Consider the following 16,031-nt stretch of genomic DNA (forward strand, 5'->3'; position numbering starts at 1 on the left):
TCTTACTCCTGCGTGTGTCAGAGTGATTTAATAGGTGATGTTTCTTCGGCGTTGTCGAACGCTGGTCATTGATGGTCCTTGCCGGGCAAGTTTCTGCATTTGCGAAGGCCTGGCGCAGGGATTGTCGTTTGCACACTATGGAGCCAGAATGAAACCTCGCGTCAGTTTTATCACTTTGGGTGTGGATGATCTGGACCGTGCCATGCGGTTTTATCGGGATGGCTTGGGCTTATCGACGGCCGGTATTGTCGGTACCGAGTTCGAGCATGGCGCGGTTGCATTCTTTGAAATGCAACCCGGGTTGATATTGGCGCTCTGGCCACGCGCGAGTCTGGCGCATGAAGTCGGTCTGGAATTAGGGCCCCGCAGTGCGACGGAGTTTTCGCTCGCCCACAATGTGAGCGACAAAGCCGAGGTCGATCTGGTGATGCAGCAGGCGGGCGCGGCTGGCGGCCGGATTCTCAAAGCCGCTGCAGACACGTTTTGGGGTGGCTATGCAGGGCATTTTCAGGATCCGGATGGACACTTATGGGAGGTTGCCTGGAACCCGCAGGCATTGCCGCAGGAATGATGGCGGGCCCTTTTTTGCCGCCGGGCCGCCCCAAGGCAAAAACGCCGAAGGCGCGGCGTGGGGGCCTTTAGGGCCTTGGTCGCAGATTAGTATTCCTTATAAATAATACGAACGACTTCGCAGGAGCATGCTATGTGCCGCTGGATGGCGTATTCCGGTAATCCCTTGCAGTTGGATATGGTGATGTTCAAGGCCCAGCATTCGCTGATCGATCAGAGTCTGCACTCGCGCTTGGGGGCCACGACGACGAATGGAGACGGTTTTGGCGTGGGATGGTATGGCCGTGATCCGAATGAAATGCCATTTCGTTATCGCAGTATTCATCCCGCGTGGAATGATCGCAATCTACGAGAGGCCGCTCGCGCCATCAAGTCGCCGCTGTTCGTGGCGCACATCCGCGCGGCCACGGATACCCCCGCTCAGGAAACGAACTGTCATCCGTTTCGCCATAATCGCTGGTTATTCGTCCACAATGGCTCGATTCGGAACTACCCCCTCCTGCGGCGTGACTTGCTGATGCAGGTGGACCCCCAATATTTTCTTTCACTGGAGGGTTCCACCGATTCCGAAGTGATGTTCCTGCTGGCCTTGAGCTTTGGTTTGGAAAAGGATCCGCTGCCGGCACTGGAGCGCATGGCAGCTGCAGTCGAAGAGGTCGGGCATCGCTACGCGGTCGAATCTCCCCTGAACATGACGGTGTGCATTCTCGATGGTGAACGGCTGATCGCGGTGCGCTATTCGAGCGAAGCCAATTCGCGAACCTTATTCCACAACACCGATGTGCGGCATCTGAAGCACCTATATCCCGACGAGCCACGCATTGCCGCATTGGGGGACGATACGTACATGTTGCTATCCGAACCGCTGACCGAATTGCCGGGCGTCTGGCAAGAGGTGCCCGAGGCCACCGCAATCATCGCGCACAAAGGGGAGGTCAACTATTTCCCCTTTGTGCCAGGCGGGTTGTAAGCGTCAGGACGTCCACGCGCCACGCCCCCCATACCGCGAGACTGATGGGGGGATGTCGGATCAGGCAGGCGCCTGGCCGCCTTCGTTCGGGGCGAAGCAGGCCTTCATGCCTTCCTGAATCTGTTCGGGCGTCAGATCTTGCGTGTGCGTCGCGATTGACCAGCGATGGCCCACGGGATCGGTCAACTGCCCGTAACGATCTCCCCAAAACATGTCCATCGGCGCCATGGTTACTTTGCCGCCCGCGGCTTCCGCCTGGGCCATCGCCGCGTCGACATCCTCGACATAGAGATGCAGATACACCGGCGAGTCCTGCAGCCCTTTGGGGCTCATGGCGCCGCATTCGGTAAACGCGTCGGCCAGCATGACCTTGGAGTCTCCGATTTGCACCATCGCGTGCATGATCCTGCCGTCCGGGCCCGGCAAACGGGCCAGCTCTACCGCGTTAAAGGCCCTGACATAAAAATCAATCGCCTCGGCCGCTCCGTCGCAAATCAGGTGGGGCGTCAGCGTATACATACCATCGGGAATCGGTTTTACGGTGGCCATGAGGGGCTCCTGAAAAGTGCGCCCGCCACAATGGCAGGGCGCTCTATTCTCACGACGGTTGAGGCTGACCCAAATCGACAAGTGCGATGGATATTTTTTGTCGGACCGGTACTTTTAAGGGCTGCGGCACAAAAAAATCGGCCGCGCCCTTGCTCCTGCTTAGTCGACGCTAGCTCCGGATTTCTCGACGACCTCAGCCCAGCGCGGGATTTCGGTGGCCATCAGGTCGCGCAGGGCTTCGGGACTGCTGCCTACCAGTTGCATGCCCATGGTTTTGCCCAGTTTTTCCTGGACGTCGGGTTCTTGCAGGACGGCGGCGATCTCTTGCGAGAGGCGGTCAACGATGGCCTTGGGCGTGCCTTTGGGGGCGTACACCGCTTGCCAGGAGGCCATCTTGAAGTCTTTTACGCCGGATTCTTCCATCGTGGGGGTATCCGGCGCCAGCGCAATGCGCTCCGGTGTGGTGACGGCCAGCAACTTGAGTTTGCCGCTTTGGAGCAAGGGCAGGGCGGCTGTCATCTGGTCGAACATAAAGGTCACGGCGCCCGAGGATACGTCCACCATGGCGGGCGGCGTGCCCTTGTAGGGAATATGGGTGAGGGGGATATCGATCTTGTCGGCGAATAGCTCACCGGCCAAGTGGGTCGACGTACCGGGTCCCGATGAGGCGAAGGTACGCTTGGCGGGATCGCGCTTGAGCACCTCAATCAGTTCGGCGACAGAGTTCACGCCCAGATTGGGATCCACCAGCAACACGTTTGGCAGCGTGGCGACCAGCGAGACGGGCTCGAAATCCTTGACCGGGTCATAACGCAGGTTCTTGTATAGGCTGGCGTTGATGGCATGCGTGCTGATCGTGCCGCCAAACAGGGTGTAGCCATCGGGCGCGGCTTTGGCCACATAGGTGGCGCCGATCGCACCGGCGGCGCCGGGTTTGTTTTCCACGATGACGTTTTGTTTGAGGCGTTCGCCCAGTTTTTGTGCCAACAGGCGACCGACTACGTCAGTCGAGCCGCCTACCGTGAAGGGCACAACATAGGAAATGGGCTTGTCGGCGGGCCAGTCTGCGGCATGGGCGGGCAAGCCGCAGGCCGCCAGGGTGGCTGCGGCCAAGGTCAATGCCAGATGGCGGCGTCGGATCGGATTCATGGCGTTGTCTCTGTAAAGATTGTTATTGATGCGTTCGAGGGTTTGCTGTTGCCCCGATGGGGCCTACTCGAGTAAAAAAAAGCGTGGGTTGCTCATCGCAAGGCCACGCCGTTTTCACCGTAAAAAAATCTTCCGGACCTTTAACGCCCGTTTTTTGTCCGCCACGCTGTGAACTGCTCGCGGGTTTGCGGGTCGGTGGGCGGATACAGGCCCAGGATGCTGCGCCCGCCCTGGACCTCGCTGGTAACGAAGTCTTCGAAGGCGGTCATTTCGTGGGCTTCGTCGGCGATCTCTTCGACGATGTCCGCGGGAATGATCACCACGCCTTCGCCATCACCCACCACGATGTCGCCGGGAAAAACGGCCACGTCGCCGCAGCCGATAGGGGCATTGATGTCCAGGGCCTGATGCAGTGTCAGGTTGGTCGGTGCCGACGGACGGTTGTGATAGGCCGGGATGTCCAGGTTGGCGATCTCGGGCGAATCGCGAAAGCCCCCATCCGTGACGACACCGGCCACGCCGCGCTTCATCAGGCGGGTGACCAGGATGGAGCCGGCCGACGCGGCACGCGCATCCTTGCGGCTGTCGATCACCATCACCGCGCCTTCGGGGCAGGTTTCTACGGCCACGCGCTGGGGGTGGCCGCGGTCTTCAAATACCTTGATCGTGTTCAGGTCTTCGCGAGCGGGGATATAGCGCAACGTGAAAGCCGGGCCCACCATGTTGGGCAGGCTGGGATTCAACGGATGCACGTCCTGGATGAATTGATTGCGCAGGCCGCGCTTGAACAAGGCAGTGCACAGTGTGGCGGTGCTGACGGCCGACAGGCGGGCGCGGGCGGTATCGGATAAGGTGCTCATGAATGTCTCGAATCAGGTTGGATGCAATGGCGAGGGAACAGACGGGACGCGTTAGAAAATGCTGGGTTCAGACACTGGCGCGCCGAAGCCTGTTTCCAGGAAATCAAAATCGCAGCCCTCATTGGCCTGCAAGATGTGTTGGGAGTACATCCAGCCGTAACCACGCTCATAGCGTTTGGGCGGAGGCGTCCACGCCGCGCGGCGTGCCGCCATTTCCTCGTCGCTGATATTCAGATGAATACTGCGAGCGGGGACATCCACCGTGATGAGATCGCCCGTGCGTACCAACGCCAACGGGCCGCCGATGTATGACTCGGGAGCGGCGTGCAGAATGCAGGCGCCGTAGCTGGTGCCGCTCATCCGGGAGTCAGACAAACGCAGCATGTCGCGCACGCCTTGTTTGACCAGCTTGGTCGGGATGGGCAGCATGCCCCATTCCGGCATACCAGGGCCGCCCTGCGGGCCGGCATTGCGCAGAATCATAATGTGGTCGGCGGTGACGTCGAGGTTCTCGTCGTCGACCGCGGCCTTCATGCTGGGATAGTCGTCGAACACCAGGGCCGGACCCGTGTGTTGCAGAAATTGCGGAGCGCAGGCGCTGGGTTTGATCACGCAGCCATCAGGCGCCAAATTGCCTTTCAGGACGGCCAGCGCGCCTTCGTCATAGATGGCGTTGTCCAGCGGGCGAATCACGTCGTCGTTGTACACGTCGGCACCCTCGATGTTCTCGCCCAATGTGCGGCCGGAAACCGTCATGGCCGACAGGTCGAGGTGATCTTTCGCCAGGCGCGACATCAGGCCTGGCAGGCCGCCCGCGTAGTAGAAGTCTTCCATCAGGTATTTGTCGCCGCTGGGACGGATGTTGGCAATCACCGGCACCTTGCGGCTTGCTTCGTCGAAATCCGCCAGATCCACGGCACAGCCCGCGCGGCGCGACATGGCGACCAAGTGCACGATCGCATTTGTCGAGCAGCCCATGGCCATGGCGACATTGATGGCATTCTTGAACGAAGCGACCGACAGGATTTTTTGCGGCGTCTGGTCTTCCCAGACCATTTCGACCACACGGCGGCCGCATTCGGCGGACATACGCATGTGGCTCACATCGGCCGCAGGGATGGACGATGCGCCGGGCAGCGTCATCCCGATGGACTCGGCAATCGCCGTCATCGTGCTGGCTGTGCCCATCGTCATACACGTGCCGTAGCTACGCGCAATGCCGCCTTCGACCTCGGTCCAGTCCGCTTTGGTGATGTTGCCGGCACGGCGTTCGTCCCAGAGCTTCCAGGCATCGGAGCCCGAGCCCAGGGTTTTGCCTTTCCAGTTGCCGCGCAGCATCGGGCCGGCCGGCAGGTAGACACAGGGCAGGTTGGCGCTAAAGGCGCCCATCAGCAATCCAGGCGTGCTCTTGTCACAGCCGCCCATCAACACGGCACCGTCCACCGGATGGCTGCGCAGCAGTTCTTCGGTCTCCATCGCCAGAAAGTTGCGGTAGAGCATGGTGGTGGGTTTGACGAACGATTCCGACACGGAAATCGCAGGGAGCTCCACCGGAAAGCCGCCCGCCTGCAGAATGCCGCGCTTGACGTCATCGACGCGGTGCTTGAAGTGGCTGTGACAGGGGTTGAGATCCGACCAGGTGTTGATGATGGCGATGATCGGACGGTCGGCCCAGTCTTGCGGGCCATAACCCATTTGCATCATGCGCGAGCGGTGGCCAAACGAGCGCAGGTCGTCGTGTGCCATCCAGCGCGCACTGCGCAAGTCTTTATAAGAGCGGGTCATGCAAGTCTCCGGTGGTGTTTTGATGATTAAAACACTAATATATTAGTACGTCAATGAACCTCATGACCGGTACAATCCGGCCTATTCACGTTATTAATCCGCCTATGATTCAGCTGTCAACGCTGCCTGCCGACCTGCGATTGGACCGCTCCCGTCATGCGGCGCCGCAGGTATTTGAAAAGCTGCGCGACCTGATCGTGTCGATGGAGCTACAGCCCGGCGCGCCGCTGGCGCGTGCCGAGTTGGCCGAGGCTTTTGGCTTGAGCCAAACGCCGATTCGGGATGCGCTGAGCCAATTGCGCGACGAAGGGCTCGTCGACATTTATCCACAGCACACGACAGCGGTCAGCCGTATCGATATTGCCGCAGCTCGCCAGGCGCATTTTCTGCGCCGATCCCTAGAGCTGGAAATCGTGCGCATGCTCGCCGAGCGTGACGATCCGGCATTGATCGACAGGCTGCAAGCACACATCGATGTGCAGCAAGCCAATCGTGGCGCAGAGCACCATCCCGCTTTTATGGCCGCCGATCAGGCTTTTCATCAAGAGATGCATCTGGCCGCTGGCGTGGGAGCGTTGTGGGAGCTAGAGCAACGCTATAGCGGCCACGTCGATCGACTGCGTCGTTTGCATCTGCCCGAGGCCGGTAAAGTCGATCGCATCCTGCGCGATCATCAGCGCATCGTCGACGCCATCGCTCAGCAAGACGTGGCCGGCGCCCAGGCTGCACTGCGTGAGCATTTGTCGGGGACCTTGAGCCAGATCACAGAAATCTGCGAGCGCTATCCGGATTACGTACGGGTAGAGTAGGGTGCTTTGCGATCTGGGCATGCGCGATGCTGTTACGGTGCAAATTCAGGACGCCTGTATCTATCGCAGTGCAATCGTTCCCAATATATTGATCCGTTGTTCCAATCCAGCGAGACAACCGCATGCACTACCGCTACGTTACTGCCGATGTATTCACCAGCCAAGCCTATGGCGGCAATCCCCTGGCCGTGGTATTGGATGCTCAGGGCTTGAGCACCGAACAGATGCAGGCGATTGCTCGGGAGTTCAATTATTCCGAGACCAGTTTTGTCTTGCCACCTAAGGACCCCGAACACACGGCATGGGTTCGAATTTTTACGCCAGACCGCGAAGTACCGTTCGCAGGTCATCCGAATGTGGGCACGGCGGTGGTGCTAGCGCGCGAGTTGGCGTTGGCGGGCCAGACGGTACCCGATCAGTTTGTATTTGAAGAGGCCGCGGGATTAGTGCGGCTGTCGCTCGTGACGAGTGCGAAGGGTGTTGAAGGGGCTGAGTTGTTGGCGCCGGAGCCGCTATCTCGCGGTAGTGAGGCATCGGCTGAGGCGGTGGCGCATGCGCTGAGGCTGGATGTGTCGGATATCGACGTCTCTGAGCACGCTCCTCAAGTGGTTTCCGTAGGTCTCGCGTTTTTGGTGGTTCAGCTCGCGAGTCGCGATGCGCTGCGACGTGCCGCTCCGGATGCCAGTGGCTATGCGGCCTTGTTTCCGCTGGATGGCGCGAAGTCAATTTACGCTTACACCACAGACACGAGTTCAGACACCACGGACAGTCCGACGGATATACAGGCCCGGATGTTCACCGGTCGAATGACCGAGGATCCCGCCACGGGTAGCGCGACGGCTGCGGCCACTGCGCTGCGCGCGGCATTACGCGACGATGGCATATTGCGCCTACGGGTCGGGCAGGGTGTAGATATGGGGCGTGCGAGTTTGCTTCTGGCGCATGCCGAGCCGCGTTCTGATGGTGTATGGGCAGGTGTTGCCGGCGGGGCAGTGATAGTGATGGAAGGTGTCCTCTTGGCGGTAGAACCGCGGCAGGTACCGATGCAACACTAAGCCCCAGGCGCTCGCGCTGCACGTCAGGTCGATGAACGGCTACAGCGTATCGAGCGCCACGTGGACCACGTCCAGCAAGCACTGGCGGCGTTGCTGTGAGGGACTGCCTTTGCTTAACACCCGCAGCCCCTGCATGGTGTTGACGAAGAACCGGGCTAACGCTCGCGGGCTCTTGCCGGCGGCGAGTTCACCCGATTGCTGTCCCCGCTGGATCAGTTTCTCCAACGCTTTTTGCAACCGCTGGAAGTTATACGCCACCAGCTCGGCAACCGCATCGTCCTGGCCTGCCAGCTCCAGTGTGGCATTGGCGACCAAGCAGCCGCGCCGCTGCGGGTCGTCCAACTCGTCCTCGACGATACGCATCAGCAATTGTCTGATCAGATCCTTGGGAGCGCCCGGGCTAGACACCAATGCCACATTAGCGGTGGTCATGGCCAGATAACGGTGAAGCGCTTGCTGATAAAGCCCCTGCTTGTTCTCGAATGTGTTGTAAAGGCTGCTGCGCGACAGGCCGGTGCCCTCGACGAGATGCTGAATCGAGGTCGCGGCATAGCCACGCTGCCAGAAGATCTTCATGGCGGCATCAGCAATCTCGTCAGGCTCGAACGCTTTGGTACGCATGGCAATCCCGCCTAATTGGAATGATCGTTCCAAATAATGTACGATGCAGCTTCTGGAGCGTCAAGAACAATCAGATCGTTCATCGTCTCGCTGTAGAAGACGCTGGTGCCAGGTGCACCCATGCCTCGCATTGAGGCGGACAAACACCGTATTGCCAGTTTGCGGTCTCTTGGGCACAAGGCATGACGACGATGGGAACGCTTTTCTTCGACATACCACTGGATGCGCTCGCCGTAAGAATGCTCACCACGGCATTTGTCGTGATGGCTGTTTCTTGGGCGGTGGGCGCCTTTGGTCCGGTGGTTGGTGGCGCATTGGCGGGGCTTCCGATTATTCTCGGGCCAGGGTTCTATTTCCTGGCAGCACAGACCCCAACGGCGTTCGTCGCGCAGGCTGCGTCGTATGCCTTGCTTTCGTTGTGTGCCACGCAGTTCTTCGTGCTGGCCTACATTGCGATGGCAGGAAAACAACCGCCGTGGGTGTGCTTGGCATACGCCGTGGGGGCTTGGCTGGTGGCCGCGCTCGTACTCCAGTTTCTGCCAGCACAACCAATCGTTGGCGTCTTCATGTTCATCGTGGCAACCGGGGTTTGTCGGCGTATAGGCCGGCGGTTCATTGTGCCTGAGGCTTCGACAAGGGTAAGCGCAGGACTTGGCCTACTCATCGTGCGAGGCATTCTTGCCGGCATACTGGTTGCCGTTGTGACGAGCGCACATCATCTACTCGGATCGACAGGGGCCGGACTACTACTCGCGTTCCCCATCGGCTATACCGTCGTCGCGGTAACCATCCACCAGAAGATGGGCGCCGCGAGCGTTGTCGCCATGCTGCATTCAGCGCTACTTGGAACGATCAGTCTTGCCGGATTCTGCGCGGTGCTGGCAAATGCCATCGAGCACCTGACAGCACATACGGCATTGGGGGTTGCACTGGTGGCTTCGATGTCGATTACGGTGGTAATCATCTTTGGGAAAAGAATTTCACGCCGCTAGCATCGCATCGCAGGCCGGCCATTGCCAAGGGCTATTTTTTGATCCGAATAACCGCTTTTCGGCTGGCGTCCGTCTGCGGCATGGAGGCCATTTCCCCCAGGGTCAGTGGCTTAGTGGGATAACGCAGACGGTAGTAACCGACCTCGGCAACAGGGACCTCTCGTACCTCGGCAATGAGTTCGCTGACGGTCAACCCACAGAACCGCCCTTGACAAGGGCCCATGCCGCAACGCAAGAAGGCTTTCATTTGGTTTGGGCCAGTTGCACCTAACTGGGCTGTTTCGCGCACTTGTGCGGCAGTGACTTCCTCGCATCGACAGACAATCGTGTCGCCCTGGGGGCGACGCATCGCTTTCGTAGGTTGATACAGCGTATCCAGAAAGCGGCGACCGCGGTAGGCGCGGTACAGGGCTGCGCGTGCCTGTTTGGCGGCGTCATCGCGTTGTGCTTGACTGATACGGCCTAATTGCCGCGCGGCGCCCAGGGCTGATAACCGACCTCGGTGTTCAGCCGCCAGTGCGCCGGCGATACCTACAGCATCGCCCGCGACAAACACGCCTTCCGACGACGATGCACCCCATTCATCCACACGCGTGTGCCAGCAAAGCTGCTCCGCGTCGTAATCGTGAGCCAGACCCAGGGCGCGACTTAAATTGGGGTTCGGCACCACGCCCTGATGCAGCAATAAATAGCGGGTCGGCAAGTCGATCATGTCGGCGCTACCTGCGACGCGATAACGCACGGTTGCCAGCCTGCCTTCTTGGCCTATCGCTTCTAGCGCCTCTATGTTGCGCACGATGGGGATTTGTGCACGCACCTTACGCATTAACTGTAGGCCTTTGCGTAGGTATGGCGATCTTAAAAAGTCCCAAGCATGCGGCAGTGCTTGCTTTAATCGGCCGCTGGGTACGGTCTCGAGCAGCGCATCGATCCGTGCGCCGGCGTTCAGGTATTGCCAGGCCAGCAAGTACAGGAGTGGGCCGCCTCCGGCCAGCACCAGCCCGCCCTCAGGAATAGCACCCGCTTGTTTTAGCAGGATCTGTGCGGCGCCGGCTCCCATCACGCCGGGCAAGGTCCAACCAGGCACCGGGAAAGGACGCTCTTGTGCACCCGTGGCTAACAATACGCTGCGAGCGTTGATTTTCTGTGCATTTCCGCCAATCGAATAGCCGATTTCGTAGCCGGCGTTATCCTCTAAGGGAACCATGGCCCAGACCGTGGCATTGGGCTGATAGCGAGCCCCGCAGCGCTGGAAGGTCTCTACGAGTGTCGTGCCGTGCCAATAGTCGGCGCCTAGCACTTCGGGCTTGGACAGGGGGGTGTAAGTAATGGCTCTGTAGATCTGGCCGCCTAGCGTGGGCTGTTCATCTAACAGCAACACATCAATACCCAGTTCGGCAGCTTGTGCTGCCGCAGCGAGGCCCGCGGGGCCAGCGCCCACAATCAGTAGTTCGCAATCCGGGGATTTTGTCGAGACAGTGTTCACGCTTGAACCTCACGAGCACCCTGTTGACGTGTGATTCGCATCCCTTCACAGACGCGGGTCATGCAAGCCTGTTGATTGGGGCGGCCATCAATCGTGACGAGACAGTCGTAGCACACGCCCATCATGCAAAATGGGCCACGTGGCACGTTGCCGGCGGGGGTGTCACGACAGGCGTCGACACCGTGTAGAAAAAGTGCCGCGGCAACGCTGATTTCAGGTGCAGCCTGTAGCGGTGTACCGTCGAAGGTGAACGTGACAGGTGTTGACGCGACGGGGCGCGATGCCTCTGGCGATGGTTTAAACATCGAATCTCCGGGGGGAAAAGTCAGCGAGTGTGTTGTCGATGTGGCCACGGGCGATCATGGGCGCCAGTTGCAGCGCGTGGGCGGCGGCTAGCGTTACGCCACTGTGGCAGGTGGCGGCAAAGGCACCAGGGTGAGACGCCGACTGCGTGTACACGGGAAAGCCATCCCGAGAAAGCACACGCAATGCGGCCCAGGAGCGCACCATGCGCACGTCACGTAATGCGGGAAGCGTACGTATTGCGCGTTCGGCCAACGTGGCCATCACCGGCAAGCTGGTCATTCGGTCGTCAACGCCCATTTCTTCTTGCGAATCCCCTACTAGCCACGTGCCTTCGTCCATTTGTCGCAAACTGACCAAGGGTAGGTCCAGCAACCGGCGAGTACGTTCCAGCACGAGTATCTGCCCCCTTTGTGGGCGTACGGGAATATTGATACCGACTTGTTCCCCCAAAATTTGATTGCCCAGGCCACAGGCGAGTACGATTTTGCGCGCGCGCAATGTGCCTTGTGGAGTCTCTAACCTGAAATCATTGTCCGACGCGGTGATGCGGGATACGGGGTGTAATGGCCGATAGTCGATAGCTAAGCGATCGAATGCAATATGCAGTGCACGCAGGAGTTTAAGGGGATTGACAATGCCGTCTACGGGGGTCCAGCTTGCGCCACGCACATCCGGGCCAATACCAGGCATCAGCGCTGCCGTTTCATGTCGGTCCAATATGCGATAGGGATAGTGGGGCATGCCGGACTGCGCATGCAGTTTCTGCATGAATGCGCTGCGGGCCTGTACTTCCTCCTCGCTCAGGAGAATGTTGAGGCCGCCGCGCTGCTCGAGATGCAGGTCTAGACCCGTCAGTGTCTGCAGTTTTTCAGCCAGTTCCGGCCAACGTTGCTGCGAGGCTATCGTCCAGCGGGCGTAAGCAGGAAACCCCATGCCTTTGCTCTGCACCCAAACCAAGCCGAAATTGCCGCGCGAGGCTCGAAACGCGGTGTCGTCCTCGTCCAATACCGCCATCGTGCCGACATGTGCTCGTAGGCCGTAGGCAATCGCTGCGCCCACTAGGCCGCCACCTACGACGATGACGTCGTAAATGGCTGGCATTTTTTTCTGTTGTTGCTGCATTTTTCTTCCGGTCAATCGATCTTGCGGTCCGCAGACGACGTCACTTACTGAGGCTTGACTCCCGCCTTCTGGGCGATGTCGCGCCACTTCTCAGTGTCCTGGCGCACTGTCTCGGCCAGGGCTGCGGGACCCGTGCCTGTGGCTGTGATGCCTTGACGCAGCAGGAGTTCTTTCATCTGCGGCTCTTGAATGGTTTCATCGAAGGCTTGTGCGATACGTGTTTGTAACGCTGGGTCCATGTTGGCGGGAGCGAATAGGGCGAACCAGATGATGGCTTCAAATCCCGCGATACCGGATTCTTGTACCGTCGGTACATCGGGTAGCAACGCAGAGCGTTCTTTCGACGTCACGGCCAAGGCTTTCAGGCGGCCCGCTTTGACGGGTTCAAGCGACGTCATGACCACGTCGAGCATCATGTCTACATGCCCGCCCAGCACATCGATCAGTGCGGGGCCCGATCCGCGATAAGAAATGTGATTCAGTTTCAACCCCGCTTCTGCCGCGAAGTAAGCCCCACCCAGATGACTAGAGGAGCCCGTTCCCGCCGACGCATACGAAATCTCTTCCGGGCGTGACTGGGCCAGCTTAATGAACTCGCTTAAATTGCTTACCCCTAAATTGGGGTTGACCACAATCAGATCGGGAATGGTGCCGATCGTGGTGATCGGCGTGAAATCCTTGACGATGTCATACGGGAGATTCGCGGTGACGCTGGGGGCGATGGCGTGGCTGGTGACCGTACCTAACAACAGCGTGTAGCCGTCAGCAGGTTGACGGTGCACGTATGACGAGCCGATCATGCCCGAGGCGCCAGCGCGGTTTTCTACGATCACATGTCCGCCGGTTTTCTTGCTGACGGCGTCAGCCAGTTGCCGTGCGACAAGATCGGTCGATCCACCATTTGCATAGGGCACAATCAGTTGTATGGGTTTGCTGCCCGGCCAGCTCTCTGCGGCTTGTGCGATAGGGGCGACACAAAGTGTCGGGATTGCCAAAGCCAAGAGGCAAGCGAGGCGTTCGTTGATGCGTAACATGTATTCCCCTGAATTTTTTGTCTCCCGCCTACGTTTGGGGGAGTGTGCTTAAATAGTAGGGACGATGCCTGAGAGCGTCGACAGGGTGAAACTTATAAGCCTATAAAGCGCACGCTATGAAATCCGCCGATTTGAACCTGCTGGTGCATTTCGATGCGCTGATGACCTGCAACAGTGTGTCTCAAGCGGGGGAGTTGCTTGGGATCAGCCAACCCGCGATGAGCTCGGCGCTGAGTCGTTTGCGCTACCTGTTCAGTGATCCGTTGCTACAGCGGCAAGGCAATCGCTGGATGCCCACGCCTCGGGCACTTGAGTTGCATCGCAGCTTCCAGCCCCTGCTGCAAACATGGCGCCGTAGCACCTCGCGTGATACGGAGTTTGATCCCGCGACCACACAAAGAGTCTTTACTATCTGTGCCAGTGATTACTTGCAATTAGCGGTTTTCCCTAGGGTCTTGTCGGCTGTGCAGGCTCAGGGACCCGGAATCGGTCTGAGGTGTTTACCTCCTAAGTTGGGCGGTGCGCTGGAGATGTTGGCAGAAAATTACGTCGAACTCTACATCGGTCACTATCCCAATCCGCCGGACAACCTACGGGCGCGTTTTCTGTTTGAAGAGGCTTGTACATGTCTGGTGCGTAAGGGGCATCCCGCTTTGGCCCGCGCCTGGAATCTGGATACGTATCTTCAGTACGGGCATATCAACGCTTCGGGTTACGCCAACTACTTTAATGCTCAGGTCGATGCCGCCTTGCGTGCACAGGGGTTGCAACGCAATGTCGCGGTATTGTTAAGTAGCTATATGGCGACGCCATTTGTGGTGGCTCAGACCGACATGATCGCTACCCTGCCACTAAGTGTTGCCAGTCAATTGCAGAGCGCAGCAGACATTGAATTGTTGCCGGCACCATTACCTTTGCCACCGCTGAGCGTGTCGCTGTATTGGCATGAGCGCTATCAGAGCGACGACGCTCATGCCTGGTTGCGCCAACGGATGGGTCAAGCTTTCGACGCTAGCGCTCGTTCAACGAGATCACCGTAGGCTTGGCGGGCAACAGTGGGCGAAACGCGTTCGTCGCGCAGATCGTCGGCCAACGCGGTCAAGGCACGTGCCTGAGGTTCGCCGAAACCGCCGGCGCCCGATGTTTCAAGACACACACTCTCACCGTACGACAGACGTAAGCTGGAGGTTTTCGAAGATAAAATTTCTTCGCTACCATCCGCACGTTTGTAGACCAGTTTGGCTTGTCGCCCGTCGCCGCCTCCTAGCACCCCAGTGGCGCGGCCAGCGACATGGTTATCCGAACGTGCCGAGAAAATGATGCCATCGGCCAGTGCGCGTACCTCGCGCACGACTGCCATGCCCCCGCGCTGACGGCCTACGCCACCAGAGTCGGGTATCAAGGCGTAGCGTTCGACGCGTAAGGGGTATTCGTTTTCCAGGGCTTCCACAGGTAGGTTCGAGGAATTTGTCATGTGTACATGGACGCCGTCCATGCCGTCCATGTCGTCGCGAGCGCCAGATCCACCCGCGACCGTCTCCAGGTAGACAAAGTCCCCGGGCCGATTGGGCAATCGACCGGAGAACACGATCGCGGGGCAGACGTCGTTGCCCGACGCCATGATGCGTGCTTGCGGCAGGGCTTGGCGAAAGGCGCCGAAGATGGCGCCAGCGACTTTCTGCGCTGTCAGCGAGCGCGCACCCACTGCGGCCGGTGCGACGGGACTCACGATCGAGCCTGGTGGTGCGACAATCTCCAGCGGGGCAAACAAGCCGGAGTTTGCCGCTAGTTCGGGATCGAGCAGGGCTTTCACGGCGTAGTAAACGCATGCCTTTAGGGCACTTTCAGGCAAATTCATCGCGCCACGTGCTTGAGCGCCTGACCCCGAGAAATCGAAACGCAGGCGTGCGTCCAGAACGGTGACCGCGACTTGCAACGGGACGGGTTCGCCACCGCCCATGCCATCGTCGTCCATCATGTGCATGAAGGAGTACGTGCCAGGGTTAAGTTCGGAGATTCGACGTTCCAGGCGTGCACGGGTGTACTGAATTAAGTCTTCCACTGCGGTTAGCGCGCGTTCCAGGCCCATTTGTGCGAGCAAGCCCTGAACTGCCACGGTACCGCGTTCATTGGTGGCAACTTGCACCTTCAGGTCCAGCCAACGTTCCTCCGGGTCGCGCGTATTGCTGCAGATGAGTCGCAGCAGGTCTTCCTGAATTTCGCCTCGTTGGGCAATTCGAACGACAGGAATCCGTATGCCTTCCTCAAAGACGCTGCGCAGGCTGCCTGCGATAGAGCCTGGTACCGATCCCCCCACATCCGCGTGATGACCTACGTTGGCAGTGAAAAATGCGAGCTTGTCCTCATGGAAAACGGGCGTCACGATGTTGATATCAGGCAGATGGCTGCCACCCGCCAGATACGGATCGTTGCTGATGAAGGCGTCACCCGGTTCAATCTGTGCGGCGGGGTATTGATCAAGTACCGCCTGCATAGCGCCATTGAGTGAGCCTAAGTGCAAGGGAATCTGCGTCCCTTGAGCAACGAGTCTGCCAGTGGCATCAAACAGCGCAACCGAGCAGTCTTTACGCTCCTTGATATTGGTCGAGAACGAAGAACGCACGAGCGTGTTGTTCATGTCCTCGGTGATCGAAAGTAGGCGATTGACGAAGACCTCCATTTCAATGGGGTCACGCAGGGCAGGGGTGAGAATCGTCATGAAA

At 59.1% G+C, this 16,031-nt stretch carries 16 protein-coding genes; 6 read left to right on the plus strand and 10 right to left on the minus strand.

The genetic code is table 11. The features are described 5' to 3' along the window. Positions 1-148 precede the first annotated feature (148 nt). Together ACYVDM_RS16765 and ACYVDM_RS16770 are read left to right on the plus strand one after the other, a co-directional pair. Positions 149-571, plus strand: a complete 423-nt coding sequence (locus tag ACYVDM_RS16765; protein ID WP_415793232.1) for a VOC family protein — start codon at positions 149-151, stop codon at positions 569-571. Positions 572-703: 132 nt separating this feature from the next. After that, on the plus strand, positions 704-1,540 hold the full coding sequence (locus ACYVDM_RS16770; RefSeq protein ID WP_415793231.1) for a class II glutamine amidotransferase: 837 nt from the start codon (positions 704-706) through the stop codon (positions 1,538-1,540). Between the two features lie 60 nt (positions 1,541-1,600). On the opposite strand, the gene ACYVDM_RS16775 is transcribed toward ACYVDM_RS16770, so the two are convergent. The 4 genes from ACYVDM_RS16775 to araD all read right to left on the minus strand — a co-directional run bounded on the left by ACYVDM_RS16775 (position 1,601) and on the right by araD (position 5,883). Further along, on the minus strand, positions 1,601-2,089 hold the full coding sequence (locus tag ACYVDM_RS16775) for a VOC family protein (RefSeq protein ID WP_415793229.1): 489 nt from the start codon (positions 2,087-2,089) through the stop codon (positions 1,601-1,603). A gap of 159 nt (positions 2,090-2,248) precedes the next feature. Next, positions 2,249-3,238, minus strand: a complete 990-nt coding sequence (locus tag ACYVDM_RS16780; protein ID WP_415793228.1) for a Bug family tripartite tricarboxylate transporter substrate binding protein — start codon at positions 3,236-3,238, stop codon at positions 2,249-2,251. Positions 3,239-3,378: 140 nt separating this feature from the next. Then, the gene (locus tag ACYVDM_RS16785) at positions 3,379-4,098 is read right to left on the minus strand and encodes a ribonuclease activity regulator RraA (protein ID WP_415793227.1); all 720 of its coding nucleotides are present in this window, start codon (positions 4,096-4,098) and stop codon (positions 3,379-3,381) included. A 51-nt stretch (positions 4,099-4,149) separates the two neighbouring features. Continuing rightward, entirely contained in the window at positions 4,150-5,883 is a 1,734-nt protein-coding gene (gene araD / locus ACYVDM_RS16790; RefSeq protein ID WP_415793226.1) for an L-arabinonate dehydratase, read from the minus strand. A gap of 104 nt (positions 5,884-5,987) precedes the next feature. On the opposite strand from araD, the gene ACYVDM_RS16795 reads away from it, so the two are divergent. Then, positions 5,988-6,692, plus strand: a complete 705-nt coding sequence (locus ACYVDM_RS16795) for a GntR family transcriptional regulator (protein ID WP_415793224.1) — start codon at positions 5,988-5,990, stop codon at positions 6,690-6,692. A 122-nt stretch (positions 6,693-6,814) separates the two neighbouring features. Then, positions 6,815-7,747 (plus strand): PhzF family phenazine biosynthesis protein, encoded by a 933-nt coding sequence (locus ACYVDM_RS16800; protein ID WP_415793223.1) that lies wholly within the window; start codon positions 6,815-6,817, stop codon positions 7,745-7,747. A 39-nt stretch (positions 7,748-7,786) separates the two neighbouring features. Here ACYVDM_RS16800 and ACYVDM_RS16805 read toward each other — a convergent pair whose 3' ends face one another. Further along, on the minus strand, positions 7,787-8,368 hold the full coding sequence (locus ACYVDM_RS16805) for a TetR/AcrR family transcriptional regulator (RefSeq protein WP_415793222.1): 582 nt from the start codon (positions 8,366-8,368) through the stop codon (positions 7,787-7,789). Positions 8,369-8,550: 182 nt separating this feature from the next. Between ACYVDM_RS16805 and ACYVDM_RS16810 the strand changes: the two genes are divergently transcribed. Continuing rightward, positions 8,551-9,360, plus strand: a complete 810-nt coding sequence (locus ACYVDM_RS16810; RefSeq protein WP_415793221.1) for a hypothetical protein — start codon at positions 8,551-8,553, stop codon at positions 9,358-9,360. 31 nt (positions 9,361-9,391) lie between these two features. Here the strand turns inward: ACYVDM_RS16810 and ACYVDM_RS16815 are convergent, their stop codons facing one another. From ACYVDM_RS16815 to ACYVDM_RS16830, 4 genes are read right to left on the minus strand one after another with little or no spacing between them, the layout of a single operon-like run. Then, entirely contained in the window at positions 9,392-10,846 is a 1,455-nt protein-coding gene (locus ACYVDM_RS16815) for an FAD/NAD(P)-dependent oxidoreductase (RefSeq protein WP_415793220.1), read from the minus strand. Continuing rightward, entirely contained in the window at positions 10,843-11,151 is a 309-nt protein-coding gene (locus ACYVDM_RS16820) for a (2Fe-2S)-binding protein (RefSeq protein ID WP_415793219.1), read from the minus strand. The genes ACYVDM_RS16815 and ACYVDM_RS16820 overlap by 4 nt, the downstream gene beginning before the upstream one ends. Further along, entirely contained in the window at positions 11,144-12,274 is a 1,131-nt protein-coding gene (locus ACYVDM_RS16825; protein ID WP_415793218.1) for an NAD(P)/FAD-dependent oxidoreductase, read from the minus strand. The genes ACYVDM_RS16820 and ACYVDM_RS16825 overlap by 8 nt, the downstream gene beginning before the upstream one ends. Before the next feature lie 44 nt (positions 12,275-12,318). Then, positions 12,319-13,308 carry a Bug family tripartite tricarboxylate transporter substrate binding protein gene (locus ACYVDM_RS16830; protein WP_415793217.1) on the minus strand — a complete coding sequence of 330 codons (990 nt, stop codon included), beginning with the start codon at positions 13,306-13,308 and terminating at the stop codon, positions 12,319-12,321. Positions 13,309-13,424: 116 nt separating this feature from the next. Here ACYVDM_RS16830 and ACYVDM_RS16835 point away from each other — a divergent pair, with 116 nt between their 5' ends. Further along, positions 13,425-14,348 (plus strand): LysR family transcriptional regulator, encoded by a 924-nt coding sequence (locus ACYVDM_RS16835; protein WP_415793215.1) that lies wholly within the window; start codon positions 13,425-13,427, stop codon positions 14,346-14,348. On the opposite strand, the gene ACYVDM_RS16840 is transcribed toward ACYVDM_RS16835, so the two are convergent. Continuing rightward, a complete protein-coding gene (locus ACYVDM_RS16840) occupies positions 14,306-16,027 on the minus strand; it encodes a hydantoinase B/oxoprolinase family protein (protein WP_415793214.1) in 1,722 nt (573 codons plus the stop codon). The two genes, ACYVDM_RS16835 and ACYVDM_RS16840, sit on opposite strands and share 43 nt — an antisense overlap. Between the last annotated feature and the right edge of the window lie 4 nt (positions 16,028-16,031).

The sequence above is a fragment of the Bordetella tumulicola genome (assembly GCF_054779135.1).